We start from the raw sequence: 24,053 nt of genomic DNA on the forward strand, positions 1-24,053 counted from the left end.
TTCTGCTAACATTGGACGTAAAAGTAAAGCCAATCTCTTTGAAAAGAGAGAGGTATTAGAGGGGCTTTTGGACGCTCCAAGACGATACTTTATCGTGTAAAGAATCCCCAACTTCTAAAGTTGGGGTAGTTCAATTATACTCACCTAGTTAGATAGCTTGTAAGTCATTTATCTCTGCAATTTCAAGAGGCTGATCGGTAATAATAGAATAAAGTACATCTGGATCTAAATCAGCCCCATTTTCCCAATAAATTGTTCCCCAATCAGGATTAATTTTGACAGTTTTAAAAAAAGCTAAGTCTTTTAGAGGTTGAAAAATACCAACAAACTCAATAATTTCTTCAAGATTAATAATTCCTTCTTGATTATCTTCAAATTTAAGGTAAAGTTGATAATTCTCTAGTGGTTTGACTTCAATAATGTCTTTTAGCATGGCTTATTCTAAACGACTAATCTCTGGCATAGTGTATCAATGAAGTTCAATAGGATGAATAATCAAAAATATCTCTACTTAAGTTGATTAAATTCTTGTTCTGTAATGCCTAATTGTTCTAGAATTTGCTTAAATAGCCAACCACCAATTTCAGCATTACCATGAATAGGAATGGTGGTTGCACGTCCATCAGGATGTTTCCAACGGCCATGACTTCCTTTTTGTCGTACTTTCTCAAAGCCTAATTTTCGGGCAACTTTTTTGAGGGTTTTGGCTTTAGCTGGCATAAGAAACGGTTATTTCGACATCATCGGGTAAATTTTTGCCTTCTTCTCTATATTCTTCAGAAATCATTGCAAAAACGTGGTTTAATTCCGATTTTGCTTCTTCAGGGGTTTCTCCCCAAGCGTGACATCCCTTAATCGCTGGAATATAGGCAACATAAGTTCCATTATCATCAGGACGTAAAATAATTGTATAGTCGTTTAAACATTTCATGGCTTTTTTGTGAGTATCCATATCCTGTAGGGGCATAATACCATTATGCCCAATGACAAATATAACTGTTTATAACTGTTCCTCTTTTGGTATCGTTTTTTTGTTCTAACGGAAGCAATAGACATTCTAGGTTTAACACTGTTAAACCCCTACGGGATCAAAATGCGATCGCTATTATAAATCGAATTAATTAATTATCCATTATCCATTGTCCATTATCCATTGTTAAAACCCTCCCCAACCTCCTCAACTGTGGTGTTAAATAAAGACGCAACTACTTCTAAGATGCTTTCATCTTGGGTTTCTTGATAAAACCGTTTAATTTTGGGTAAGGAAATGCTTAACCCGTATTCATCGTTCAAATCAACAAATATTTGTAATGCTTGTAAGTAATAATTTTTAGCGTCGTCTCTGTTTTCCATTGCTTCTGCGACTTGTCCTAACTGGTGGTAGGTTTTAGCTTGAGAGTAGCGATCGCCGTATTCAATTTTGATAGACAAAGCTTGTTGGTAATAAGTTTCTGCTTGTTCTAGGTTTCTTGAGTCATAGGCCATAGATCCTAAACAATGGTAGATTCCTGCTTGGTTGTAGCGATCGCCGTATTCAATTTTGATAGACAAAGCTTGTTGGTAATAGTTTCTTGCTTGATCCCATTCCCTTAACTTGTGCGCTAGTATTCCTAAATTTTGGTAGGTAGAAGCTTGTTTGTAGAGATCTCCGTATTCAACATATATAGACAAAGCTTGTTGGTAATAGTTTCTTGCTTGGTCCCATTCCCTTAATTCTTGCGCTACTCTTCCTAACTGGTGGTAGGTATCAGCTTGAGAGTAGCGATCGCCGTATTCAATGAAGATAGACAAAGCTTGTTGATAATAGTTTCTTGCTTCGTCCCATTCCCTTAATTCCTCAGCTACTCTTCCTAACTGATAGTAGTTATCAGCTTGAGAGTAGCGATCGCCGTATTCAATGAAGATAGACAAAGCTTGTTGATAATAGTTTCTTGCTTGGTCCCATTCCCTTAACTCTTGCTCTACTATTCCTAAGTTGTGGTAGGTATCAGCTTGAGAATAGTGATCGCCGTATTCAATGAAGATAGACAAAGCTTGTTGATAATAGTTTCTTGCTTGATCCCATTCCCTTAACTCTTGCTCTACTATTCCTAACTCGTGATAGGTTTTTGCTTGAGAGAAGCGATCGCCGTATTCAATGAAGATAGACAAAGCCTGTTGAGAATAGTTTCTTGCTTGGTCCCATTCTCTTAATTCCCGCGCTAATATTCCTAATTGTCCGTAGGTTACTGCTTGAGAGTAGCGATCGCCGTATTCAATGAAGATAGACAAAGCTTGTTGATAATAGTTTCTTGCTTGGTCCCATTCCCTTAATTCCCGCGCTAATATTCCTAATTGTCCGTAGGTTACTGCTTGAGAGTAGCGATCGCCGTATTCAATGAAGATAGACAAAGCTTGTTGGTAATAGTTTCTTGCTTGATCCCATTCCCTTAACTCTTGCGCTACTCTTCCTAAATTGCGGTAAGTTCCTGCTAATTGGCTTTGTTTTTCTTGTTCATCTACATTGTTTAAAGACTCTAATAAATCAATAGTTTCTAAATAAGCATTTTTTGCGGCTTCATATTGCTGTAGTTCTAGATAGCTATTACCTCTTTGTATAAAAGGAATAACGATATCTAAACCTAAGTTAGTTTCTTTTGCATCTGAGGAATAATTTTGGATCGCCTGACAAACAAACTCTTGCAAGTTCAAATTACATTGATAGTCATTGATCGCATTTAAGTATTGGTCTAAACACTGATATATATCAATCTTCTCCTGTTTCTCCAAACATATTTGTAAACCTGTAAACAAGTTTTCATATTCTAGACGACAAAACCCTATCCCTAATTGTCTTTCATTAGCTTCTTTTGACTGCAATAAATTAAAATAATACCTAGCTAAACCAATATAATGATTCTTAAACCCTTCTTGTAATGCTTCCTGAGTTTCGTTGTCTAATTCTTTTATTTTAGTTTTCAGGAAATAGGGAAAAACTGGCTGAATGGTTAATAACCGTTCTTCTGGTTGTGGAGGATCGCCCAATAACATTGGAGACAACAAACCCCAATGTATGGCTTCTGATATCGCTTCATCAAACTGTTCAAAAGGATAATCCTTAAATGGTTCTAATTTTTGTAATTCTTCAACATATAATGGTATTACTTCCCGAGCAATAAAACTACTAAAAGGGGCTAAACATAACAATAATTTTTGTGCGTCGGGTGAGAGGTTGCTGTGGGAATATTCAACACACTTGAGGATACTTTCTGTCTTATTTTCACTCTCTGTATCTAAGTTAACATCTGCTAATTGTAACCCGTTTAATATTTCTTCTGGGGTTTGGGTTTTCAAGTTTCCTAAGACAACTTCCATTGCCAAAGGATATCCTGCTAAAAGCTTCATTAACCGTTCAAAATTATCATCTGATTTCACCTTCTCTCGTTTTTTGGGGTTAGGAATCATTGCATCGAGTATTTTTTCTGCAAGTTCGGTTCTTGACTCCTTATCTAACCCCTGTAAGGGATAACGATAGATAATATTGTTGTGGGTATAAACATCTTTTAACCAACTTTCATCACTACGAGATCCTAAAACTATTTTTGTCTTTCCTCCCTTCAACCGTTGTAAGAGATATTTGAGTTTTTGCTGTTCATCTTTATCTAACGTATTTTGAATCGCTAAAGGTTGTCCCGTGACTGATTCTAAGTTGTCTAAAATTAAAACATGATCATGGGATCTTAAGTCTGTAATCAATTTTCCTAATTTTGCAGCGTCTCCCATTGCTTGGAATGTAGCAAACTTATACTTATCATATAACTGCTGTCCGATGTTAAATATAATCTGTTCTACTGTCCAAGCTGTCTCATCGTATCCGAAGTAAAATATCTTGTCCACATAATTGGTTTTTGTCCACCATTCCCGTAAATAGTTCAATAAGGTAGTCTTTCCAGTTCCTCCCATTCCCTGCAATAACAAGACATTATGTTTCAACAAAGACTTTTCTATTTTCAGTATCTCTAAGTCCCGTCCCACGAAACCATAAATAGGTAAAGGGAAACGATATGATTGTTCTAAGTCGGTGTAATATTTTTCTGTTTCTTCTGGTGTCATCTCCCGTAAATTAAAGTTAACCGGTTGATTTTTATACACCACGGGAAGTAACCAGTCTTCGAGATCAATAATCTCATTAAAATAAGCTTGTCTCTGTTTATTGTTATATAACTCCAAACGACTTAATCGTATGGCTTCAGTAATAGGTTGATTGTTAAATAACTGTCCATATAACTCTTTTATCATCAGCTTTGCAGCAGAAACAGTCACAGAATATGACATCCCTACAACCATCTGCATTCCTGCCTGTAACAAACGACTACTTAAACTGGTTTCATTACTATACTGTAGGCGCGCACCTTTTCCCACAGTAATTTTATTTTCTTCTATTTCTTCCGTTTTGTCAAGCCTTATCTGTTTCCCAGATTGACAAGCATTAAGAATACAAACAGGAATATTTTTACCAGTTAATAAAGCAGTCAACTCTGCTGCTTCTACAGGAACAGCTTTTCCTTTATTTTCCCCTTCAAAAAATAGAAACGCTTTCACACCCTCATAAGCTTCTAAATCATCTAAACCATAACCCCGTTGATAAAAATAACGACTCTTTTCTACCCCTTCTTGGAACTGCTCATAAGTCATCAACCCACCATGTAGATCAAAATGAATAATATGATAATAGTTACTGCCCTTATCTTCCAAATGCTTACATAAACTTTCATAAGTACCAGGACGTAAAATATCCAGATTAACCCTCAGATTCCCTTGTTCAATTAACTCTACCAAAGGACGGGAAATTGTCCGATAACCCACATCACTATCTTCATCAGGTCGAGCGATCACCGCTAATAAATTGATAACAGGAGAAACAGGAATATTAATATTAATATTAATGGGATTAATTAAACGACGAGTCATCAAACAATCTACCGCAAAAGGCCGAGACAAATCAGGATCTTTCATCGCTTCCCAATGCAACGCTTGAAACTCAGGGGTTTTACTTTGAATTTCAAAAGCGATCTGATTTATTTTAGGTCTTAGTTGACGGTAATCACTATAAAGATCAAAATCTTGCTTAAAAACCTGTTCAAATAAAGACAAACCATACTTATTAACACTATCTGCTGCTTTTTTAGCAGTTTCAGTATTTAACATGGGAGTGACTAACCACCCCTCAAAATACCATTCTAAAATCGTTTCATCTTGCTTTGTAAAAGGATCTGAAACTGTAATGGGATATTCCTTATTATTAATAATTAAACGTGCAGAAAATCCTGTTTCTGTTTTCTCTTCTTCTCGTATGATAATTAATGACATAATAATTTTAATTAATTGATGGGTTTGATTGTTGGGTTTCGTCCCTCAACCCAACCTACCTTTGATATATAATAAACAATAAGATGGGCAATGCCCACCCTACAATACAATAAAATTAATTATGACCACAAAATTAAGCTTATCAGACATAGAATATTGGCAAGAACAATGGCCAAAAGATGAAGCAACAGAAACAGCATTTGACATGATTTTGACAGAAGATGGAGATATAGAAACAGCTTTCAATGAGTTATTTAAAGAGAAAAATGGAACTATTCAATACGGAAATAAATCCTTATGGGAAATCACTTTAACTGTTCTCCACAAAGAAATTTGTAATAAAAATGATAGTTTAAAAAGCGAAATTCAAAGCTTACGTAAAAACCCCAAAGAAACCGCTATTATTACAGGAATTATTGTATCTATTATCGATAAATGTCAGTTACCTCTAGATACAGGTTTAGCCACAATGATAGTGTTATGGATATTAAAAGTTGGCATAGATGTTTTTTGTAACTATACAGAAAACGACCAATAATATAGCAATCACCGAATGATACACGAAAACAGATTAGGACATAATAATATTATGTTCCTACAATATTGATTTGTAGGGGTTTAACACTGTTAAATCCTTTATCACTGAAATCTAATTCCTATATGTTACATTAATCTACTTAGGGGTCAACGGCCATCGAAACCACCACAAAGCTTGTTTTGTGTATTTTGTCAAGCTCTGCTTTACATTCGTTTACTCAAATTTAGTACAATTGCTCAAAAAAGTTCCTATATTTTCCCTAATAACCCTTATTTTGAGATAGTTTGCAGTTTCCAGCAACGGAATAATCGGAATATTCAGACTTGTTTTAAAAGCAGATATACTAAGCCACAATTATCAGTCTCTAAGATCATACCACAAGCCCGTAAACTCGTTGCTTATTGATAATAATTTTCACACATTGAGAAATGTAACAAGAGGCGAATATTTTTATTTTCTTTGTTATTGTAATTTTGTATAACTTTTAATTATATATAAACGGGTGATTTTTTAGAGATAGATGTTGAAGACGGTGAGGTGGGCAAATTAAACACTTATCTAAAAGTATCATAATCTTTACAATCTTTGCCCACCCTAAAAGATAAATTTTTCAGAGACTAATTAATAATTAATCCACTCAGAAAAATCTTGAGAAAAGGTATCTAAAGAAAGCAAAGAAATAGTATTATCTTGCTGAACTAATTGATGGTGTTGTGTCGTATTATATCCCCAGTTAGCTAAAAATAGTTTAATTTCTATTAAATCAGCTTGACTTTGTACTTTCTTTAAAGTTTTCAATAAATCTTCAATAAACCATAAATTATTAGGATTTTCTTGATTAATTTGTAGTATTTGACGTAACGTATCATACTTTGGTTGTTTAACTTCCTTGCCAAAAATATGCTCTTCAGGAAAAGATAAATTTTGTTGTTTTAAAAGCTGTTTAACAAATCTTCCTTCCTTAGTTGTGACAATATATAAAAGCGTAGAAGAATCTAACAGTTTACCCAACTTTTCTAATACTCCTGGATAAAATTCATGTAACCCTAACCAGCGATCTAAATCTGTTTTAATCCAATGATCTCTAACTCCATCAAGTTGCAACATTACTTGCTGTTTATTTAAGTTTTCTTGTTCAACAATTTCCGAACAAATATTATGCCAGTTACTCGCAATATTTTCTTGTTCATACTCTAATACTAATGCTCGTAATAAAATAGGCATTTCCCACCCTGTTTCAATGACAGGACGTAATTTATAAAAAGAATTTGCCCATATTTCCAAATCATTTTCAGAAGAATCTTTCCATATTTTTTGATAAGTTCTTAGGGTAGTTTGGAAATATTCCTTTAACCCATTACAAATAACTCCATCAAAATCAAGAGCTAAAATTTTCGGTGTATTGGTCATAATCATTCCTTGATAAAATTATTACAATTCATTACTATTAAGTTTAACTTAGTTTAAACATTTTTACACAATAAGGTAAATTAAGATAAAATATAATTCTCATGTTATAAAAAAACTAAGCAACCCTAAAAAATTTATGAAAAAACGACCCAAATTATTACAATCACTATTAAAAATTACTCTATTTCGTAAACCTTGGGTTTTCTGGAAAGCCTTAACAGCAAGTTGGCGAATTTATCTAGAAGAGGCAGTTCCTGAAGTAGAAATAGCTCATGCTCGTGAAGTAGCATCTATTCCTTCTTTTGGTTTCTTTTTATTATTAATTTGTGCAACTTTACTAGCAACTTTAGGACTTTTATCCAATAGTCCTGCCGTTATTATTGGAGCAATGATTGTTGCACCTTTAATGAACCCTATTTTAAGCATGGCTTTTGCTATTGTTACGGCTAATTGGAAATTATATAAGCGTTCAATGATAACAGTATTTTTAGGAGTTTTAGCAGTAATTTTAGTCTCTTATTGGATTAGTTTTTTAATGCCTATTAGTGTTGTAGGCTCAGAAGTTGTGGCGCGAACTTCTCCGAACTTAATTGATTTGGGTATTGCCATAGTTGCTGGTGCTGCCGGTTCCTTTTCTTTAACCCGTCAAAGTATTGGCAGTTCCATTGCTGGAGTAGCTATTGCTGTTGCTTTGGTTCCCCCTTTATGTGTGGTAGGTATTGGCTTAGGAATAGGGGGTGAATTAGCTGCCGGTATTGGTCGACTTTCTATTACTAATCTCAATGTATCCACCGGTGCTTTTTTACTGTTTATGGCTAATTTAGCAGGGATTACTTTTACTGCTTGTTTGGTCTTCTTATCTCAATCCTATGGCAGTTTTAAAAAATCCTTTCAAACCATTTTGATTTGGTTATTAATTATGGGAATTTTATCCGGTCCCTTGAGCAACTCACTACGAGAATTTTTAGTTTCTAATCGTCTTAGTTTAGAAATGAATCACATGAGACGAGATAGCCCTGAAATTTGGAAAATGACTCAAGTTCGTTATCTCGGTGTGAATATGAAAGGTAGTACCGCTTACGTCACTATTTTGGTTAACGCACCACAAGGGTTATTAACAGATGAACATTTAGATTCAACTAAAGAACGTTTCTTTGAAACTGTATCAGGAATGGGGGTTAATGCGATGGATTTAAACATTAGAATAAGTCCCGTTAAAATACGGGAATATCAAGGTATTATTGAAGATGATTGAATGATAGTTAACTTTATTCAAATACCATAGACATGATTTTTAGAAGAGTGAAAAAATTATGACCAAACATTAAACATTGAACATTGAACATTGAACATATTGGTTTCAAGCCTACTTCCAAACGAATGATAAATGTTAAATGAAATGACTATTTCTAAATGTATCAATAGCTTTATGAGGAGAAAACATTGCAACAAGAATCAGCTTACTGGTTAGCTTGGTCAAAAATATCTGGAGTTGGACCCATCTTATTAAAAAGGGTTTGGACAGAGTTTGGTAGCCTAGAAACTGCCTGGAATGCACCTAGACAAGCATTAGGAAAAATAGAAGGCATCGGACCAAAATTACTTAAAACCATTGAACAACAGCAAGCGCAACTCAATCCCTCCGAATTATTAGAAAAACATTTACAAGAAAATCCCCAATTTTGGACCCCTAGCGATGATAATTATCCCCGTTTATTATTAGAAATTCCCAGTCCTCCTCCTTTGCTTTATTATCAAGGACAGGTCAATTTATTAGAAAATCAAGGTAATGCTCCCATTGTCGGTATTGTTGGCACTCGTCACCCCACTGATCATGGTCGTCGTTGGACTCGTAAAATTACGATCGCTTTGGTTAAACACGGGTTTACGGTGGTTTCAGGCATGGCCGCAGGCATCGATGGTATTGCCCATCAAGCCTGCTTAGAAGAGGGTGGCAGGACGATCGCCGTGTTAGGCACGGGGATAGATGTGGTTTATCCCAGTCATCACCGTCAGTTACATCGAGACTTACAAAAACGAGGTTTAATCATTAGTGAATATCCTGCTGGGACTTCAGGCGATCGTCGTCATTTCCCTGCCAGAAATCGCATTATTGCAGGGTTAAGTCGCGCAGTTTTGGTGATGGAAGCACCGGAAAGGTCTGGGGCCTTAATTACGGCACGATACGCTAACGAGTTTTGCAGAGATGTTTATACGTTGCCTAACTCCCCTGATATTGCGCAAGCGAGAGGATGTTTAAGATTAATTCATCATGGGGCAGAAATGATTCTCAGAGAGGATGAATTATTAGATATGTTGGGTGCTATTCCTGAATTAGATCAGGGTAAACAGTTATCTTTATTTGATGTAGAGAAGGTGGAAAAAGTTGAAAAAAAAGAAACTTTACCGCAGTTAGACCCTGAGTTATTAAAAATATTTCAATCTATTGCTACGGAAGCAACTGCTTTTGATGTCATTGTGGAAAAAACAGGTTTACCCACTCCCCAGGTATCAGGAGGGTTATTACAACTGGAGTTAGAAGGTTTAGTTACTCAGTTACCAGGGATGCGGTATCAGAGGGTGTAGTTGAGTGTGGGGAGTGTGGGAGGTGTGGGGAGACTTGGAGACTTGGAGACTGGGAGACTGGGAGACTGGGAGACTGGGAGTAATTTTTATCTTAAATTAAGTCCCAATGAAAAAAGGGTATGATGTCACCATCTACCCCTAATCAGATCAATTGCTGAATATTGTTTTTATCCTTAATTCACTGTTTCCTGCATTCTTTCCCAACGGGGATCAGGATCTTTGATAGTTTCTTGTAACTCTTCCCAACGCAGGCCAACCGGTTTAGGAGTGGCAGGGGAAGAAATAGGTTGACTGCTACCTTTTAGAATAGAAACGGCCCGTGTATAGTGAGGATCAGCATCCGTTCCCATCAAGCTAGGATCGTTTTTGAGGCGAACTTCTTGCTCCATGGTCAATTCTAAATAAACATTAGGACTAATGCCTTTTTGGTTGATATCCGTGCCACTGGGGGGATAATAACGGGCGATGGTTACTGCTAAACCGGAACCGTCGGAAAGGTTATGAACAGACTGCACTGTACCTTTACCATAGGTGCTAGTCCCTACTACCGTAGCGCGGCCGTTTTCTTTGAGGGCCCCTGCTAAAATTTCACTAGCACTGGCCGACCATTCATTGACTAAAATAACTAAGGGTAAGTCAGTTAGAGCGGTGTTATTAGCCATGAAATGACGATCGCCTCCTCTACGATCAATGGTACTAACAATTTCTCCTTTTTTCAACCAAAGACGAGCAATATCCACACTAGCAAACAGTAAACCCCCTGGGTTCCCCCGTAAGTCGAGAACATAACCAGATACTTGTTGTTCTCCTAAGTCTTCGATAGCCAGTTTCATTTGTTCGGTGGCATGAGAACTAAACTCATCCAGTTTAATGTAACCGATGCGATGCTGGCCATCTTCTTGGAGGTTATAGGTGACGGCCGGAATCTCTATTTGTGACCGTTCCAAAGTGACTTGAAAGATCCCTTTACCTCGCCGTGAAAGTTGTAAACTGACTTCTGTACCTAATTCCCCTCCAATGGCCTCTTGTGCTTGTTCTATGCTCATTAAAGCGGTGGGTTTGCCGTTGATGCGAATCAGGCGATCGCCTCGTTTTAATCCTGCTTTAATGGCGGGAGAATTTTTCACCGCTTCCACAACATAAATTTCGCTGGTACGTTTATCTATGGCTAATCTTACCCCAATACCCGATGCTTCTCCGTTGGTTTGACTGGTTAAGACAGAAAATTCATTGGGAGGCAAAAAGCGAGTGTAGGGGTCGCTTAAGTCTTCTAGGGCTTCACGAATGGCTTTATAAGCTTGTTTTGGACTATCGTAATCTTGGGATAATAGTTCTCTCCGTTTTTCTTGCCAATTAACCCGATTAAAATCTGGATTTACAAATTCATTATTCACAATTTGCCACATTTCGTCCACAATGGCTTTAGGATTATTTTCTAGGACTTCTGGTTCTGGCGCACTATTGACAGGAAGGGCTAAAGTGTGTACAGAAATAGTAGCTAGGGTTCCACCTAACAAGAGTGAGTGATGACGGCACAAGTATTTTATGATATTGTTCATAGTGTTTTATTGATATCGAACGAGAATCAAAAGGCAGTTTACGTTAGGCAACCATGAAAGATGAAGGGATAATGAACCATAAGTAAGCCCTTTCATCTATTTTCATACTATGGTACACGCTCTTAATAAATTATGACGCTCATTTCAATTAAGAGTTCGTGAAAATCCTTAGTTTGTTGCATTTTTTATTATGCCCGATTGTTAACTATCGGGTTTATACCAATCGGGATGGCAGGATTTGAACCTACGACATCCTGCTCCCAAAGCAGGCGCGCTACCAAGCTGCGCTACATCCCGTAACGTCTCCCACCTATTATAACCTAATCTGGGTACCAAAACATCCCTTTAATACCTTCTGGATCAAGAACAAACCCTAAACGACGGTAAAATTCAACTACTTGGGGATCGGCAAAGAGAGTAATATTACTAATATCTTCGCTTCTTAGCTGACGAATCATATACTTCATCATGCCTTTGCCTAGTCCTTTATTCTGGAACCTTGGGTGTATGACCACATCCCAAATGGTGGCATTGAAGGCGTGATCGGAAGTTGCACGAGCAAACCCAATCAGACGCTTACGGTTTCCTTTGACTTCCCATGCCGACACCACCATAAAACTGTAGGTCAGTGCGCGTTTAACTTTCCGTAGGGGACGACGGGCCCATCCCACAGCGTCGCATAATTCTTCGAGTTCATAGAGATCAATTTCTCTTTCTCGGGTGAAAAAGATGCGTGTTTGACCATCGGTGCAGTCCTTTAAGTTGACCGGTTCCCCTTTAAACTGGGACTTCTGGTCAGTGTTTGATGTATCTGTAGTATTAAACAATCGTTTCCAAAAAACCATTAGATTGAAAGAGAAAACCCCTATTTAGTTACGTATCATAAACATTAAACAGAAATATAGTCAAACATTGTCATCTATGGTAATATATAGAGCAGATAGATTGGGTTTTTAAGAGTCGATGACATCTGAATTGTTAGGGTGAAAGTCCTTCCGGGGTGCGAAGTCGGTAAACAATCCGACTCTATAGGTACTGGAAAGCAGGTCACATCAGATCGAGATAATCAGGCATCAAAAGAAAACCAAATCCCTCAATAACAAGCAGTCCCAAATGCTTGATAGCTATGGGATAGAGGGTGTTGTAGTTCACCCAGTCAGGGTAATGCCGGCAAAATAAGGATATGTCTTATGTGACTATGTTCCTATGAACTATTCTCTCACAAAATTGAACAAAATTTTTTGCGCAGTCCCCATCTATAATCTTTGATTTAGATGGGGCCCGGCAAAAAGCAGAATTTGTGTTATCATACTGGGCGAGGCATATTTAGAAGGTAGGGTAAAGAATTAAGAGTTATATTCGGAGACACGACCTTTTGCCTGTAAGCAATTATCTATATCGATCATATTGCTTTTACTGAGGGATTAGTAAGCCAAAGTCTTACGGTTCGGTGAGGACACCACCTTTCTCGGTAACACCTTTAATCGGTGAAAAAGAATCCCCAACTATAATCTATGATTTAGTTGGCGTAGTGTTCAACAAATGGTGGGATCTTGCTTTGAGTGTTTGACTGAGGTTTGTACCTCGGAAGGCAGTAGGCTTTTTCCTGATACCTTTCTAGATGGTTCCATTTTAGCTAGTCGAGAACAAGAAAGGGAAAGCTTAATCTCTTCCTATTTGCTGGTCAAAAAAACGGAAAAATCTTACACTGATGATCTGATCCATAGAAAATAATTAACCATGAGTTGGACAAAAGTGCTTGCTGTTGATGATCTGCCAGTGGGATCTCGTCAAGTGGTAAAGACGGGAAACCATAACTTATTATTGTTGAATCATAACGGACAATATTATGCAGTAAAAAATAGCTGTCCTCATCTCAAGATTTCCTTAAAAAAAGCCAAAATCAACGAAGATGGTGCTTTAGTTTGTCCTATGCACCGTAGTGCTTTTGATCTCAAAACTGGAGCAGTAACAGAGTGGACACCTTGGCCCCCTTTAGTAGGAAAAGCTATGGGGATGATCTCTCAAGAAAAGGCTTTATCTGTGTTTCCAGTTAAAACAGAGAATGGGAGTATTTGGGTTGAGTTAAGTAATAGTTAAATATTATTTTGTTCCCATATATAGAGACATTTTTAATAGTGTCTCTATCCCCAAAAATACTTTTTATTGCCTTTTTTGTTGTTAGTTTCTTTATCAATTAAGGTGAAATATAAACTATAGAAAAAATCGAAGGAAAATCTATGTCGTCACCTTCTAAGCGAATATTATTTATTAGCAATGGCCATGGAGAGGATAACCACTCATCCTACGTTATTGAAACCCTATTACAACTGTATCCTAATCTAGAATTAGCAGCTATGCCTATTGTTGGGGAAGGTAATGCTTATCGTCGCTTAAATATACCCATCATTGGCCCAACCCAAAATATGCCCTCTGGAGGATTTTCCTATATTAACCGTTTGCGTCTCTTGACGGACCTAAAAGCGGGTTTAGTTGGCTTAACCTGGCAACAGTTACAAGCGGTTTGGCAATACGCCCCCAGTTGCGATTTAATTATGGCTACTGGTGATACTGTATCCCAAGGGTTTGCTTATTCCACTGGTTATCCTTATGTTTCCTTTATTTCTTGTTTATCAGCGTTGTACGAAGGAACCTTAAAAGTTGGGCCGTTTATTGGTACTTTTTTGCGATCGCCTCGATGTTTGGGGGTGTTTACCAGAGATCCTTACACGGCTAAAGATTTGAAACAACAAGGAATAGGAAAAGCCCTGTTTGGGGGTATTCCTTCTCTAGATAAATTACAACCAACTGGCAAAGATTTACAACTAAAAGCTGACTCTCCTATGGTAGCTTTATTACCAGGTTCAAGACTTCCTGAAGCGGTGCGTAACTTTAAATTACAACTCAATCTTATGCTAGAAATTGTTAAAGTTATATCTCCGGAAAAAATACAATTTCGGGCTGCTTTGGTACCAAAATTGATGAAAGAATTAACTACCATAGCTGATAGTGAAGGTTGGGAGTGTGAAGATAATAAACTAAGTTATAAAACCGAACAAGGACGCGTAGAAGTTATTTGTTATTCTGATGCTTTTAATGACATTTTACACAACTGTACGTTAATGTTAGGAATGGCAGGTTTAGCCGTAGATCAAGGCATTGCCCTGGGTAAACCGGTGATTCAAGTACCAGGAGAAGGTCCCCAGTTTACCTACGAGTTTGCTGAGGCACAAACCCGTTTAATCGGTAGTTGCGCGCAAACCATTGGCACTGGGCCTGCTACTTCGGAAACCCTCAAAGAAGCAGCGAAATGTGTTGCTAAAACTGTGGCAGATAAAGCTTATTTAAAGGAATGTGAAACGGAAGGAAAAGAACGTTTTGGACCACCTGGAGCTTCGGAAAGAATTGCAGAATTTTTATTATTCAATCTAAGGGTTAATAATTAGAAACCGCCGTTAACGATAGGGTATTATCTTCCTTTTTATTGTAATGTTTGTAATTGATTTAATACTTTTTCTGCATGATTTTTTACCCTAACTTTTGACCAAATGTAGGCAATTTTTCCCTCTGGATTAATAATAAAAGTAGAACGAACAATTCCCATATATTTTTTTCCCATAAACTTTTTTAAACTCCAGACACCATAAGCTTCAGCAACAGTATGATCTGGATCGCAAAGTAATTCTATGGATAAATCATACTTATCAATAAACTTACAATGAGACTTTTCTGAGTCGGGACTTATGCCAATAATTTTTGCAGAAAAACTTTCAAATTCTGGAGTTAATCTTGTAAAATCTTGTGCTTCTGTGGTACAACCTGGTGTATTATCTTTTGGGTAGAAATATAAGATTAACCATTGCCCTAAAATGTCTTTTAGATTGATAGTTTCACCGTTGTGATTATTCAATGTAAAATCAGGGACATTTTGTCCAATGTCTAATAGGTTACTCATAGTTTATTCTCAAAATAATAGTAAATTTTAACAATTTTAATTATCAAAAAATAACAAATCAAAAAACGGATAAATGAAAAACTAATTTCATAATTTTCCGTAATTTTACTCCTGACAGATTCTCTTATATTCCGTATTTTGGAGATAAATAACAAGAATAACAACATAATTTCTTTAATTATAGCCTTTCTCGGACTCATGAGGTACACCTAATACCTAACTCCGAACTCCGAACTCCGAACTCCTAAAACTAGAAAACTCTGTACCTCACAAGTATGAGAAGTGCTATATACCGATTGTCATTACTTTTGTGAAGTTATTTTTGTTATGTAGTTACTTTAATACTCTAGATAAATTATTATGATCGACTTAATTGTACCTAGTGCTATTGGTTTTGGTTTAGGGGGTTATTTGGGGAATAATTTAGCCAAAAAAGGAATCACTGCAGATAATGCTTTAGAAAAACATCAACAAACTGCTAGGATGATTTTTATCGGTTTAGCAGCTATTTTAACCGTATTAATTATCATTGATCGTTCTAACGTTGCTTACTCTCTTCCTCAACTATTTCCTCATGTCCTTTCTCTCTATATACAAGCAGTTTTTGATAATGTATTATTGTGTTTTGGATTTTTTCTTTTTGGACTCTTATTTCTTCTAGAATTATCAGGATGGTCATCGAAAAAACGACGCAATCAATTATTAGTTGGACTGGGGGTTATTACCTTCTGTTTATCCATATTATTTTATTTGTTTTCTCCTATTGTTAATGACGTGGGAGAATTAAAAATTGTTGATGGAGTTGTTATACAATCAACTACCGTAACTTGTGCGCCAGCAAGTATTGCAACTTTAGCAAGACTAAGCGAAAAACATCCAGAAATTAGCGAAAAAAAAGTGACTGAACTAACTCAAACTAATCGTTTAGGAACAAATACATTAGCAGAAATTTCAGCGATGGAACAGCTAGGATTAAACCCAGAATATCATCATAATTTAACCTTAGATGAATTAGTAAATCGTAAACAAATGGCTTTACTTCATGTTAAGCAACGGTGGTTAAGTCAACAGTTTCCCCATGCAGTTGTTTTAATAACTATTGATAGAAAAAGAGAAAAATTAATCTTAGGTAATCCTCTTTTTGGAGTGGAAACAAAACCATTTAATGAATTGAAAGGTTACTGGTTTGGCGAGGCAATTTTTATTAATTAAAATCAGTATAGTTTTTCTTAACCTTGTGAGTTATACCCTATATTCCTGTAGAGACGTTGTATGCAAGGTCTCTACAAAAAACAACGAAAGGATTTAAAAATTAACTTAAAAATTCTTCTAATTTTAGATGAGTTCCATTAACTAAATCCCAACCTGACTGGGGACGTTTACCAGATCGTTGAATTTTTGAGAGTAATAGTAATCCTTCTCCTGTTTTAATGACTGGTCCAAAATTTTTAATTAAACCAACAACTTCTCCAGGTTTTCCTATAGTATTATCTAAAGATTCTAGCTGATTTTTTAATCCTTGATAACTTTCATCTAATGCTTGTAGATAATCATCATCAATAGGAATAGTTGCCATTATTTTTAGTTTATCATCTCGAAAAGATGTAAAACAATTGGGATAAAATCCTCGTACTTGATTATGAATAGCGATCGCTGATTTATTCCAGTCAATTATAAAATCATCTTTCTTAATCAAAGAAGCATAAGTAGCTTCCTCATTATTTTGGGGAATAGATTCAATTTCATTAGTTTCTAATTTTCCTAGAGTTTCGATTAATAAATCTGCCCCTTGATTCGCTAATTTTTCAGCTATTTTATGAGCATTATCAAATAATTTTATATCAGTATAAGCCTTTAATAACATATCCCCCGTGTCCATACCCTCATCCATTAACATAGTAGTAATTCCCGTTTGAAAATCCCCGTTATAAAGACACCATTGAATAGGAGCAGCCCCACGATATTGAGGTAAAATGGAACCATGAACATTAATCGATCCCAATTTAGGCATTTGCAGAATTTCTAAGGATAAAATCTGTCCATAAGCTACAACTACAAAGACATCAGCTTGACTATTTTTTAAGATAGAAAGAGTATCTTGATCCTTTTTAATTCTTGTCGGTTGCCAAATAGGAATATCATAATTTAACGCTACTTTTTTAACTGCTGAGGGAATTAATTGTTTGCCTCTTCCTCTTCTTTTATCTGGTTGTGTTACCACTCCAATAACATTAAATTGAGGATGATCTAATAATTTTTGTAACGTGGGTACAGCAAATTGAGGGGTTCCAAAAAAGATAACCTGCATAATATTTTTACTAAAGTTCAATCCTATTTTAAAATAAATAAGACCTATTGGTTAACTACGAGGTTTAACAATAATTGCTAAAATAGGTAAAGTTTAACCATGAAGGAACAATGAAATTATGACCCAAACTGCCCCAGAAAACGCTATAGTTGCCCAAGATGTAGAAAAATGGTATGACAATAACTTTCACGTTTTACAAGGGGTTAATCTTACTGTAACTCAAGGGGAGGTTGTGGTTATTATGGGTCCATCCGGTTCAGGAAAATCTACATTTATTCGTACTTTTAACGCCTTAGAACCCTATCAAAAAGGTCTTATAACCATTGATGGTATTAAACTATCCCATGATCTCAAAAATATTGAAGCTATTAGAAGAGAAGTGGGAATGGTATTCCAACAATTTAATTTATTTCCCCATTTAACTGTTCTCAGTAATGTTACTTTAGCACCTATTTGGGTACGACATTGGAAGAAAGAAAAGGCCGAAGCTAAGGCGATACAATTATTAGAAAAAGTTGGTATTTTGGAACAGGCGCAAAAATACCCTGGTCAATTATCTGGGGGACAACAGCAACGGGTAGCGATCGCCCGCGCGTTGGCCATGGAACCGAAAATTATGTTATTTGATGAACCAACTTCGGCTCTTGATCCTGAGATGATCAAAGAAGTGTTGGATACCATGCGTAGTTTAGCAGATGGGGGAATGACTATGGTATGTGTCACCCATGAGGTGGGGTTTGCGCGAGAAGTTGCTGATCGAGTTGTGTTTATGGATGGAGGAAAAATAGTAGAAATAGCGACACCTGAAGACTTTTTTAATAACCCCCAAGAAGAAAGAAGTCAGAAATTTTTATCACAAATTTTGTAAATAAACTAAACTAAAATGATGCTCACTGAACCTGTTATCTTAAACCTTAAAAATGTTGGTTTAAGCAATGAACAATTTTATCAACTTTGCCAAGTAAATGATCAATGGCGACTAGAAGAAACTGCCCAAGTAGAATTAATTATTATGCCCCCTGTTGGTGCTATTAGTGGAAATAGAGAATCTGAGTTAAATGGTCTCGTTTGGTTATGGAATCGTCAAACTAAACTAGGGAAAGTGTTTAGTTCTTCTACAGTTTTTATCTTACCAAATGGGGGCAAACGTTCTCCTGATGTTGCTTGGATTTCTAATGAAAAATGGGATAGCTTAACCTTAGAAGAACAAGAAAAGTTTGCTCCTATTTGTCCTGATTTTGTCATAGAATTAAGATCAAGAACTGACTCTTTAAATCAACTACAGAGAAAAATGCAAGAGTATCTTAATAGTGGCTTAAAGTTAGGGTTTTTAATCGATCCGCAAAATCAACAAGTAGAGATTTATCATCAAAATGAAGCAAGCGAAATTGTCTCATTACCAACTACTTTATCAGGAGAAAATATCTTACCTGGCTTTAGTTTAGATTTACCTCTATTTTAAATTTCAATAATTATAAAATTAACATGGAAAGAATAGATTATCCTCAACTTATTCAAGATATTTTAACCAAACATTCTATTAATAATGTCAACAGTGCAACAGAAATACAGTTAATATTTGATAATAGAAATCACCACTATCAATTCCTAAATATAGGATGGAAAGAACAAAAAAGGATTTATGGTGTTATTATTCATGTTGATTTTAAAGATGATAAAATTTGGATTCAAAGAGATGGCACTGAAGTAGGAATCGCTAATGAATTAGTCAATGCAGGAGTTCCTAAACTAGATATTGTTTTAAGTTTTCTTGCTCCTTATAAACGACAATTCACTGAATTTGCTATTATTTAAAAAACTGTTGATCTATGAAACATAAAAGGACTTTAAATTGTAAGGTGGGCAAAGTTTTTAGATTATGAGTAGCTAAGATCATACTCTAATTTGCCCACCCTACGAGAGTCTTAAATCAAAAATAATGTTAAGCTAAGGCCGCCACAGACACTTTTCCTGCAATATTTTGGGCGATCGCAGTTAAAGCTTGAGCAGAGGCCGACTCTGGGGCTGACATAACAATGGGAACCCCATTATCTCCCCCTTCTCTCAGGGCAATTTCCAAAGGAATACAGCCCAATAGAGGCACTTGTAACTCTTTTGATGTTTTTTCTCCTCCACCGGAGCCAAACAGGTCATAGCTGCGTTCTGGTGCGTCTGGGGGGATAAAATAACTCATGTTCTCCACAATACCCAAAACATTAACCCCTAGTTTTTCAAACATTTTTAAGCCACGGCGAGCATCTTGGAGGGAAACGGTTTGGGGAGTGGTGACAATAACAGCACCGGCCATAGCAACCGCTTGGGCCATGGTTAACTGTGCGTCTCCTGTTCCCGGGGGCATATCTACCACTAAATAGTCTAACTCTCCCCAGTTGACTTGATAGAGAAATTGACGAATAATACCGTTGAGCATGGGACCACGCCAGACAACAGGTTGATCGGGATCGATTAAAAATCCCATAGATACCATTTTTACACCATAGTTAAAGGCAGGTTGCAGGATGTCTCCGGCTTCATTTTTCTCCACTTGCACTTCCGTATTTTCCAGTCCTAACATGGTGGGGACGTTGGGCCCGTAAATGTCAGCGTCGAGGAGGCCAACTTTTGCCCCGGTTTGGGCCAAAGCAACGGCAATATTGACAGCAACGGTACTTTTTCCTACTCCCCCTTTACCACTAGAAACAGCGATGATGTTTTTTGCTCCTGCCACAGACTGCTGGTCCGGGAGAGATGATTTTTGTTGAGGGGTTTCTGCTGTCACTTCTACTTCTACGTTTTCTACTCCTGGTAAGGTTTGAACAGCTTTTTTACAGTCTTCAACAATAAATTCTCGTAAGGGACAAGCAGGAGTAGTTAATACTAAGGTAAAGCTCACGTTACCGCCTTCTACGGCAACGTTACGAATCATATTTAATTCTACTAAACTCTTTTGTAATTCTGGATCTTGAACAGGTTTTAATACGTCTAAAATTGATTGAGTATCAAGCATTGTAATTGATAGTGTCTCCTATTAAGCAGCTTTATATAGCATTTCTCATGGTCATGAGGTATACCTCATATCTAACTCCGAACTCCGAACTCCGAACTCCGAACTCCTAAAACTAGAAAACTGTGTACCTCACAAGTATGGGAACTGCTATAGTTTGCTGCGATCGCTTCTATAATCAATTTTAACTGTTTTGGTGTCACTTCTTGAAAGTAATCTCATTGATATGATCACGACTTAATGATTGATAATTAGCAATTCCTGCGAGCGCTGATAATAATAACCAGCCGATTAAGTTTACTCTCAAATCAAAAATACTCACGTCTAACAAATTAAAAATAATACACAATACAAAAGCAAGTAAATAAGTGAATAATAATAAAAAATATTCTTCAGAATAAGCAAATATATTTTGAATATTTTTCTTTATTTTAGCCATTAAAATAACTACTTTTGCCAATATTGTCCCCACTAAACCACTAAATAATAATGTGCCAATTGCTCCAATTTCTGCTAACAACATCAAAAATAAATTGTGAGGATGTCCCATCCAAACATTCATCTTTTCTTGATAAACAGGGGTAAAATTGCGTAGTCCCCAACCCCACAAAGGACGCTGTAACATCATGTCCCAGGCAACACCCCATTGAGTGGTTCTTAACGCTGTGACATAACGGTCATCGTACATTTCATCTGTTAATCTTGCCCAAAAATAACTGGGAACTACTTGACGCATAACATCTTGATATACAGGAATCCAAGCAGCCCAAGCTACTAAAAATATAATCAATAAAACAGTAGCAATAATCCAATACCAACGTAAATAAATGGCAAAGGCTATTAACCCTAATAGAGCGAGTCCCCAGGCACTACGAGAATTAGTTAAAATTAAGCCAATACCATTAAATAAAATACCAACAGTTAAAATTGATAATTGCCAGTTAATCCACGAATCTTTCTGAAGAGAACGACGACGATAATGTAAAATCCATAAACCAATAGATAGAGTAAACGCAACCACCAAAAAAAAGGCTAAAGTATTGGCATACATTAACAAAGAAGACATCCTACCATCCGGATGACCGTAAGCCGTCATTTTAAGTCCAAAACTATGTAAAAATAACGGCGTTTGCCAGCCAAAAAGTAACTGCATAAACCCCAAAAAACAAACAGGAATTGAGGTTAATACAAACCACCAAGCCAGTTGATATAATTGCAGAAAATCCTGGAAAAAAAAGGGGAAAGATGCTATCATTAGAAAAGATGGTAAGAAGTTACCTAAACCTTCCCAACTGTACCGAGAATAAACAGCGAATAGGGAAGTTGTTATTAACCAAATAAATAGTAAGCCCCAACCCCGATTAATCGGATTGCTAATAATTTTTTTATATTTTTGTCGCCATAAACCGACTAAAACTATGCCAAGGGCAGTGGCTCCAAAATCAGCAGAAAAAGGGAGAAGAAAAACACCAAACTTGAGGGTATTTTCTAGCCAATTAACTTTAGTTTTATTCAATTGATTCATAAAAAATAATTTTAATAATGAACGCTTAATTATTAAGCAACCTCCCAACACTCCATGCGAGTTAAGCGAATTTGAGCTAGGGTAAAAACAACAGGAATAATACGCCCATAATTAGTGGCGATCGCCCGCCAACCGAGATCAGCCAAAAACCAACCCCATAAAACCGGGCCAACAAAGGATAAAACCCCCCTCACAACCCCATAACGGGCTGCTGTCATAGCCATACCCCGTCTTGCGGTATTAATAGCCACTTGGTTAGCAACGGCAGCCCCACCGCGAATAACAGCTTGTTGTGCCACTTGATAACGGGCAAAATGGAGGGCAAACTGTTGAGCAATATGTTTCAATAGCAAAGGCTTAACAATAGAACTAAGGGCAAAAGCACTGCTACCCTTTAAGACGAGATTGATCGGGTTATGTTGCAATTGTACCGGTAAAGCATCAGGAATATGAGATTTTGCCAGAGATGCTTGTATTTGCTCCATTAAACTATTTTGTTGTGCAGGGGGTAAATTTTTCCAGGCTTTGCCCAACAAATTTAAGAAAATATCAGCTTCAATATCGATAGTAGACATCTGATTAGAATAAGGAATTTTCAGGTAGTGACAAACCTGAATCAAAGTTTGACGATAACTAAAACGTTTCGTTTTGCGCTTTAGTACCGTTAAACCATCAGAAGCCAAAAAACGGAACCTGGCCTCAATTTTATCTAACCAAGTGTCCCAGTCTTGACTTTGAACTTCCATAGGGTTTGGAGTTTGTAAATAATCAAGGGGATTAAATTTACGGCAAAATAGAACTTGAGTTAGTTGACGTAACTCTTCTTCTGTGGCCATTTCTAACGCCGATCGCAGTTCATCCAAAATCAGTGCCTCCCAACAGGGTATTGAGTCGTAGGGTTTTCCTGGTAGCCTGTTTTCTAATGGTCAGGAAATCACCTCCATTATCACACATATCTTAACTTGTCTTGGTAGGATTTATCTTAAGTTTGTCGTGTAACTAAGGTTTTAATATAATTAAATAGTTTAGGTAAGTCTTCATTAATAACAGTCCAAATTTCATCCAAATCAACTTCATCATAATCATGGGTAATCACATCACGCATTCCAGCAATTGCTTTCCAAGGGATAGACGGATGTTGAGTTCTAAACTCCTTTGATAATCTTTTTGTGGCTTCGCCAATGATAGTAATACGACGTAAAATAGCGTCTTGTTTTTCTATATTCTGGCTCAATTCATTATAATCAACTCCTTGAGTGTATTGAAAAATAAGCTCAATTGCTCTCATAATATCAACTAAAGTTTCTTGATCCCTCGGCATAAATAACCTCTGCACTATCTAGAATATTTTGGCGGCGTATCCAGTTATGACTGTTTTCAATGGCTTTTTTACTCACTAAATCAACATCACGATTAAATAATAATTTCAGGGTTTCTATCATCTGTATTTTTTGAATCAATCCTCTTTTAGCCGTCGGTTGATAAGAAACCAATAAATCAATATCACTATTCTCATTAAAGTCTTCCCTTAAAATTGAACCAAAGACAGCTAGTTCTTTAATCTTATTTTCTTGACACAACTTAGCCAGGGTTTCAGGGGAAATCTTTAATCTTTTGTAAACTGTTTCGAGAGTCATATTACCTATTATATATAACTAATTTTTGATAGATTTTGTGACAAGAAAGTTAGGCTAATGGACAAATAGCTAATCACTCCTATATTATCTAATTTTTCTCACCTTCCCCAGCCTCCCAGTCACCCAGATCACGCAAACCCCTATTCAGAAATACCCTTTTGGCACTAAACTAGAAGTTTGCA

24 protein-coding genes and 1 tRNA gene are annotated in these 24,053 nt (G+C 36.5%); 10 read left to right on the forward strand and 15 right to left on the reverse strand.

The window, feature by feature from the left end:
* Positions 1-148: 148 nt before the first annotated feature.
* The 4 genes from QNJ66_RS18470 to QNJ66_RS18485 form a co-directional block, all read right to left on the reverse strand.
* A complete protein-coding gene (locus QNJ66_RS18470; protein WP_300509552.1) occupies positions 149-433 on the reverse strand; it encodes a DUF2442 domain-containing protein in 285 nt (94 codons plus the stop codon).
* A 74-nt stretch (positions 434-507) separates the two neighbouring features.
* Entirely contained in the window at positions 508-720 is a 213-nt protein-coding gene (locus tag QNJ66_RS18475; protein WP_300509554.1) for a type II toxin-antitoxin system HicA family toxin, read from the reverse strand.
* Complete coding sequence (locus QNJ66_RS18480) at positions 710-952, reverse strand: type II toxin-antitoxin system HicB family antitoxin (RefSeq protein WP_300509555.1); 243 nt, start codon at positions 950-952, stop codon at positions 710-712. Before QNJ66_RS18480 ends, QNJ66_RS18475 begins: the two co-directional genes overlap by 11 nt.
* A 194-nt stretch (positions 953-1,146) precedes the next feature.
* Positions 1,147-5,349 carry a tetratricopeptide repeat protein gene (locus QNJ66_RS18485; protein ID WP_300509556.1) on the reverse strand — a complete coding sequence of 1,401 codons (4,203 nt, stop codon included), beginning with the start codon at positions 5,347-5,349 and terminating at the stop codon, positions 1,147-1,149.
* Between the two features lie 121 nt (positions 5,350-5,470).
* On the opposite strand from QNJ66_RS18485, the gene QNJ66_RS18490 reads away from it, so the two are divergent.
* Positions 5,471-5,887 carry a hypothetical protein gene (locus tag QNJ66_RS18490; protein ID WP_300509558.1) on the forward strand — a complete coding sequence of 139 codons (417 nt, stop codon included), beginning with the start codon at positions 5,471-5,473 and terminating at the stop codon, positions 5,885-5,887.
* 621 nt (positions 5,888-6,508) lie between these two features.
* On the opposite strand, the gene QNJ66_RS18495 is transcribed toward QNJ66_RS18490, so the two are convergent.
* Positions 6,509-7,297 (reverse strand): HAD hydrolase-like protein, encoded by a 789-nt coding sequence (locus QNJ66_RS18495; protein ID WP_300509560.1) that lies wholly within the window; start codon positions 7,295-7,297, stop codon positions 6,509-6,511.
* 136 nt (positions 7,298-7,433) lie between these two features.
* Between QNJ66_RS18495 and QNJ66_RS18500 the strand changes: the two genes are divergently transcribed.
* Together QNJ66_RS18500 and dprA are read left to right on the forward strand one after the other, a co-directional pair.
* On the forward strand, positions 7,434-8,552 hold the full coding sequence (locus QNJ66_RS18500) for a DUF389 domain-containing protein (RefSeq protein WP_300509562.1): 1,119 nt from the start codon (positions 7,434-7,436) through the stop codon (positions 8,550-8,552).
* A gap of 188 nt (positions 8,553-8,740) precedes the next feature.
* Entirely contained in the window at positions 8,741-9,883 is a 1,143-nt protein-coding gene (gene dprA, locus QNJ66_RS18505) for a DNA-processing protein DprA (RefSeq protein ID WP_300509564.1), read from the forward strand.
* 173 nt (positions 9,884-10,056) lie between these two features.
* On the opposite strand, the gene ctpB is transcribed toward dprA, so the two are convergent.
* The 3 genes from ctpB to QNJ66_RS18520 all read right to left on the reverse strand — a co-directional run bounded on the left by ctpB (position 10,057) and on the right by QNJ66_RS18520 (position 12,287).
* Positions 10,057-11,442, reverse strand: coding sequence for a carboxyl-terminal processing protease CtpB (gene ctpB, locus QNJ66_RS18510; protein WP_300509565.1), 1,386 nt, complete (start codon positions 11,440-11,442; stop codon positions 10,057-10,059).
* Between the two features lie 223 nt (positions 11,443-11,665).
* A tRNA-Pro gene (locus QNJ66_RS18515) sits at positions 11,666-11,739 on the reverse strand.
* 23 nt (positions 11,740-11,762) lie between these two features.
* Complete coding sequence (locus QNJ66_RS18520) at positions 11,763-12,287, reverse strand: GNAT family N-acetyltransferase (protein ID WP_300509566.1); 525 nt, start codon at positions 12,285-12,287, stop codon at positions 11,763-11,765.
* Positions 12,288-12,984: 697 nt separating this feature from the next.
* Between QNJ66_RS18520 and QNJ66_RS18525 the strand changes: the two genes are divergently transcribed.
* From QNJ66_RS18525 to QNJ66_RS18535, 3 genes are all read left to right on the forward strand, one after another.
* On the forward strand, positions 12,985-13,176 hold the full coding sequence (locus QNJ66_RS18525; protein WP_300509567.1) for a hypothetical protein: 192 nt from the start codon (positions 12,985-12,987) through the stop codon (positions 13,174-13,176).
* Between the two features lie 6 nt (positions 13,177-13,182).
* The gene (locus tag QNJ66_RS18530; protein WP_300509568.1) at positions 13,183-13,542 is read left to right on the forward strand and encodes a Rieske (2Fe-2S) protein; all 360 of its coding nucleotides are present in this window, start codon (positions 13,183-13,185) and stop codon (positions 13,540-13,542) included.
* A 140-nt stretch (positions 13,543-13,682) separates the two neighbouring features.
* The gene (locus QNJ66_RS18535; RefSeq protein ID WP_300509569.1) at positions 13,683-14,888 is read left to right on the forward strand and encodes a lipid-A-disaccharide synthase-related protein; all 1,206 of its coding nucleotides are present in this window, start codon (positions 13,683-13,685) and stop codon (positions 14,886-14,888) included.
* A gap of 35 nt (positions 14,889-14,923) precedes the next feature.
* Here QNJ66_RS18535 and bcp read toward each other — a convergent pair whose 3' ends face one another.
* On the reverse strand, positions 14,924-15,397 hold the full coding sequence (gene bcp, locus QNJ66_RS18540; protein ID WP_300509571.1) for a thioredoxin-dependent thiol peroxidase: 474 nt from the start codon (positions 15,395-15,397) through the stop codon (positions 14,924-14,926).
* Between the two features lie 360 nt (positions 15,398-15,757).
* Here bcp and QNJ66_RS18545 point away from each other — a divergent pair, with 360 nt between their 5' ends.
* Positions 15,758-16,609, forward strand: coding sequence for a cysteine peptidase family C39 domain-containing protein (locus QNJ66_RS18545; protein ID WP_300509573.1), 852 nt, complete (start codon positions 15,758-15,760; stop codon positions 16,607-16,609).
* A 100-nt stretch (positions 16,610-16,709) separates the two neighbouring features.
* Here the strand turns inward: QNJ66_RS18545 and fmt are convergent, their stop codons facing one another.
* Complete coding sequence (gene fmt / locus QNJ66_RS18550) at positions 16,710-17,705, reverse strand: methionyl-tRNA formyltransferase (RefSeq protein ID WP_300509574.1); 996 nt, start codon at positions 17,703-17,705, stop codon at positions 16,710-16,712.
* A 118-nt stretch (positions 17,706-17,823) separates the two neighbouring features.
* Between fmt and QNJ66_RS18555 the strand changes: the two genes are divergently transcribed.
* From QNJ66_RS18555 to QNJ66_RS18565, 3 genes are read left to right on the forward strand one after another with little or no spacing between them, the layout of a single operon-like run.
* A complete protein-coding gene (locus QNJ66_RS18555; protein WP_300509576.1) occupies positions 17,824-18,573 on the forward strand; it encodes an amino acid ABC transporter ATP-binding protein in 750 nt (249 codons plus the stop codon).
* Positions 18,574-18,588: 15 nt separating this feature from the next.
* Positions 18,589-19,167 carry a Uma2 family endonuclease gene (locus tag QNJ66_RS18560; RefSeq protein ID WP_300509577.1) on the forward strand — a complete coding sequence of 193 codons (579 nt, stop codon included), beginning with the start codon at positions 18,589-18,591 and terminating at the stop codon, positions 19,165-19,167.
* A gap of 23 nt (positions 19,168-19,190) precedes the next feature.
* Positions 19,191-19,520 (forward strand): XisI protein, encoded by a 330-nt coding sequence (locus QNJ66_RS18565; RefSeq protein WP_300509579.1) that lies wholly within the window; start codon positions 19,191-19,193, stop codon positions 19,518-19,520.
* Between the two features lie 127 nt (positions 19,521-19,647).
* Here the strand turns inward: QNJ66_RS18565 and QNJ66_RS18570 are convergent, their stop codons facing one another.
* The 5 genes from QNJ66_RS18570 to QNJ66_RS18590 form a co-directional block, all read right to left on the reverse strand.
* A complete protein-coding gene (locus QNJ66_RS18570; RefSeq protein ID WP_300509581.1) occupies positions 19,648-20,712 on the reverse strand; it encodes an Mrp/NBP35 family ATP-binding protein in 1,065 nt (354 codons plus the stop codon).
* A 196-nt stretch (positions 20,713-20,908) separates the two neighbouring features.
* Entirely contained in the window at positions 20,909-22,234 is a 1,326-nt protein-coding gene (locus QNJ66_RS18575) for an O-antigen ligase family protein (protein ID WP_300509583.1), read from the reverse strand.
* A 32-nt stretch (positions 22,235-22,266) separates the two neighbouring features.
* Positions 22,267-23,097, reverse strand: a complete 831-nt coding sequence (locus tag QNJ66_RS18580) for a YaaW family protein (protein ID WP_300509586.1) — start codon at positions 23,095-23,097, stop codon at positions 22,267-22,269.
* Between the two features lie 119 nt (positions 23,098-23,216).
* Complete coding sequence (locus QNJ66_RS18585; RefSeq protein WP_300509588.1) at positions 23,217-23,555, reverse strand: DUF86 domain-containing protein; 339 nt, start codon at positions 23,553-23,555, stop codon at positions 23,217-23,219.
* Entirely contained in the window at positions 23,527-23,871 is a 345-nt protein-coding gene (locus tag QNJ66_RS18590; protein ID WP_300509590.1) for a nucleotidyltransferase domain-containing protein, read from the reverse strand. Before QNJ66_RS18590 ends, QNJ66_RS18585 begins: the two co-directional genes overlap by 29 nt.
* Positions 23,872-24,053 lie beyond the last annotated feature (182 nt).

The organism is Crocosphaera sp. (assembly GCF_030064895.1).
Lineage (GTDB): Bacteria > Cyanobacteriota > Cyanobacteriia > Cyanobacteriales > Microcystaceae > Crocosphaera.

What these genes read in the sequence shown, in the direction of transcription:
- QNJ66_RS18575 (WP_300509583.1), bottom strand. Translation starts at nt 22,234, where the DNA reads ATGAATCAATTGAATAAAACTAAAGTTAATTGGCTAGAAAATACCCTC.
- QNJ66_RS18525 (WP_300509567.1), top strand. Translation starts at nt 12,985, where the DNA reads ATGGTGGGATCTTGCTTTGAGTGTTTGACTGAGGTTTGTACCTCGGAA.
- QNJ66_RS18535 (WP_300509569.1), top strand. Translation starts at nt 13,683, where the DNA reads ATGTCGTCACCTTCTAAGCGAATATTATTTATTAGCAATGGCCATGGA.
- QNJ66_RS18485 (WP_300509556.1), bottom strand. Translation starts at nt 5,349, where the DNA reads ATGTCATTAATTATCATACGAGAAGAAGAGAAAACAGAAACAGGATTT.
- QNJ66_RS18590 (WP_300509590.1), bottom strand. Translation starts at nt 23,871, where the DNA reads ATGACTCTCGAAACAGTTTACAAAAGATTAAAGATTTCCCCTGAAACC.
- QNJ66_RS18555 (WP_300509576.1), top strand. Translation starts at nt 17,824, where the DNA reads ATGACCCAAACTGCCCCAGAAAACGCTATAGTTGCCCAAGATGTAGAA.
- fmt (WP_300509574.1), bottom strand. Translation starts at nt 17,705, where the DNA reads ATGCAGGTTATCTTTTTTGGAACCCCTCAATTTGCTGTACCCACGTTA.
- QNJ66_RS18490 (WP_300509558.1), top strand. Translation starts at nt 5,471, where the DNA reads ATGACCACAAAATTAAGCTTATCAGACATAGAATATTGGCAAGAACAA.
- bcp (WP_300509571.1), bottom strand. Translation starts at nt 15,397, where the DNA reads ATGAGTAACCTATTAGACATTGGACAAAATGTCCCTGATTTTACATTG.
- QNJ66_RS18570 (WP_300509581.1), bottom strand. Translation starts at nt 20,712, where the DNA reads ATGCTTGATACTCAATCAATTTTAGACGTATTAAAACCTGTTCAAGAT.
- QNJ66_RS18495 (WP_300509560.1), bottom strand. Translation starts at nt 7,297, where the DNA reads ATGACCAATACACCGAAAATTTTAGCTCTTGATTTTGATGGAGTTATT.
- QNJ66_RS18565 (WP_300509579.1), top strand. Translation starts at nt 19,191, where the DNA reads ATGGAAAGAATAGATTATCCTCAACTTATTCAAGATATTTTAACCAAA.
- QNJ66_RS18560 (WP_300509577.1), top strand. Translation starts at nt 18,589, where the DNA reads ATGATGCTCACTGAACCTGTTATCTTAAACCTTAAAAATGTTGGTTTA.
- QNJ66_RS18585 (WP_300509588.1), bottom strand. Translation starts at nt 23,555, where the DNA reads ATGCCGAGGGATCAAGAAACTTTAGTTGATATTATGAGAGCAATTGAG.
- QNJ66_RS18470 (WP_300509552.1), bottom strand. Translation starts at nt 433, where the DNA reads ATGCTAAAAGACATTATTGAAGTCAAACCACTAGAGAATTATCAACTT.
- QNJ66_RS18520 (WP_300509566.1), bottom strand. Translation starts at nt 12,287, where the DNA reads ATGGTTTTTTGGAAACGATTGTTTAATACTACAGATACATCAAACACT.
- QNJ66_RS18475 (WP_300509554.1), bottom strand. Translation starts at nt 720, where the DNA reads ATGCCAGCTAAAGCCAAAACCCTCAAAAAAGTTGCCCGAAAATTAGGC.
- QNJ66_RS18545 (WP_300509573.1), top strand. Translation starts at nt 15,758, where the DNA reads ATGATCGACTTAATTGTACCTAGTGCTATTGGTTTTGGTTTAGGGGGT.
- ctpB (WP_300509565.1), bottom strand. Translation starts at nt 11,442, where the DNA reads ATGAACAATATCATAAAATACTTGTGCCGTCATCACTCACTCTTGTTA.
- QNJ66_RS18480 (WP_300509555.1), bottom strand. Translation starts at nt 952, where the DNA reads ATGGATACTCACAAAAAAGCCATGAAATGTTTAAACGACTATACAATT.
- QNJ66_RS18530 (WP_300509568.1), top strand. Translation starts at nt 13,183, where the DNA reads ATGAGTTGGACAAAAGTGCTTGCTGTTGATGATCTGCCAGTGGGATCT.
- QNJ66_RS18500 (WP_300509562.1), top strand. Translation starts at nt 7,434, where the DNA reads ATGAAAAAACGACCCAAATTATTACAATCACTATTAAAAATTACTCTA.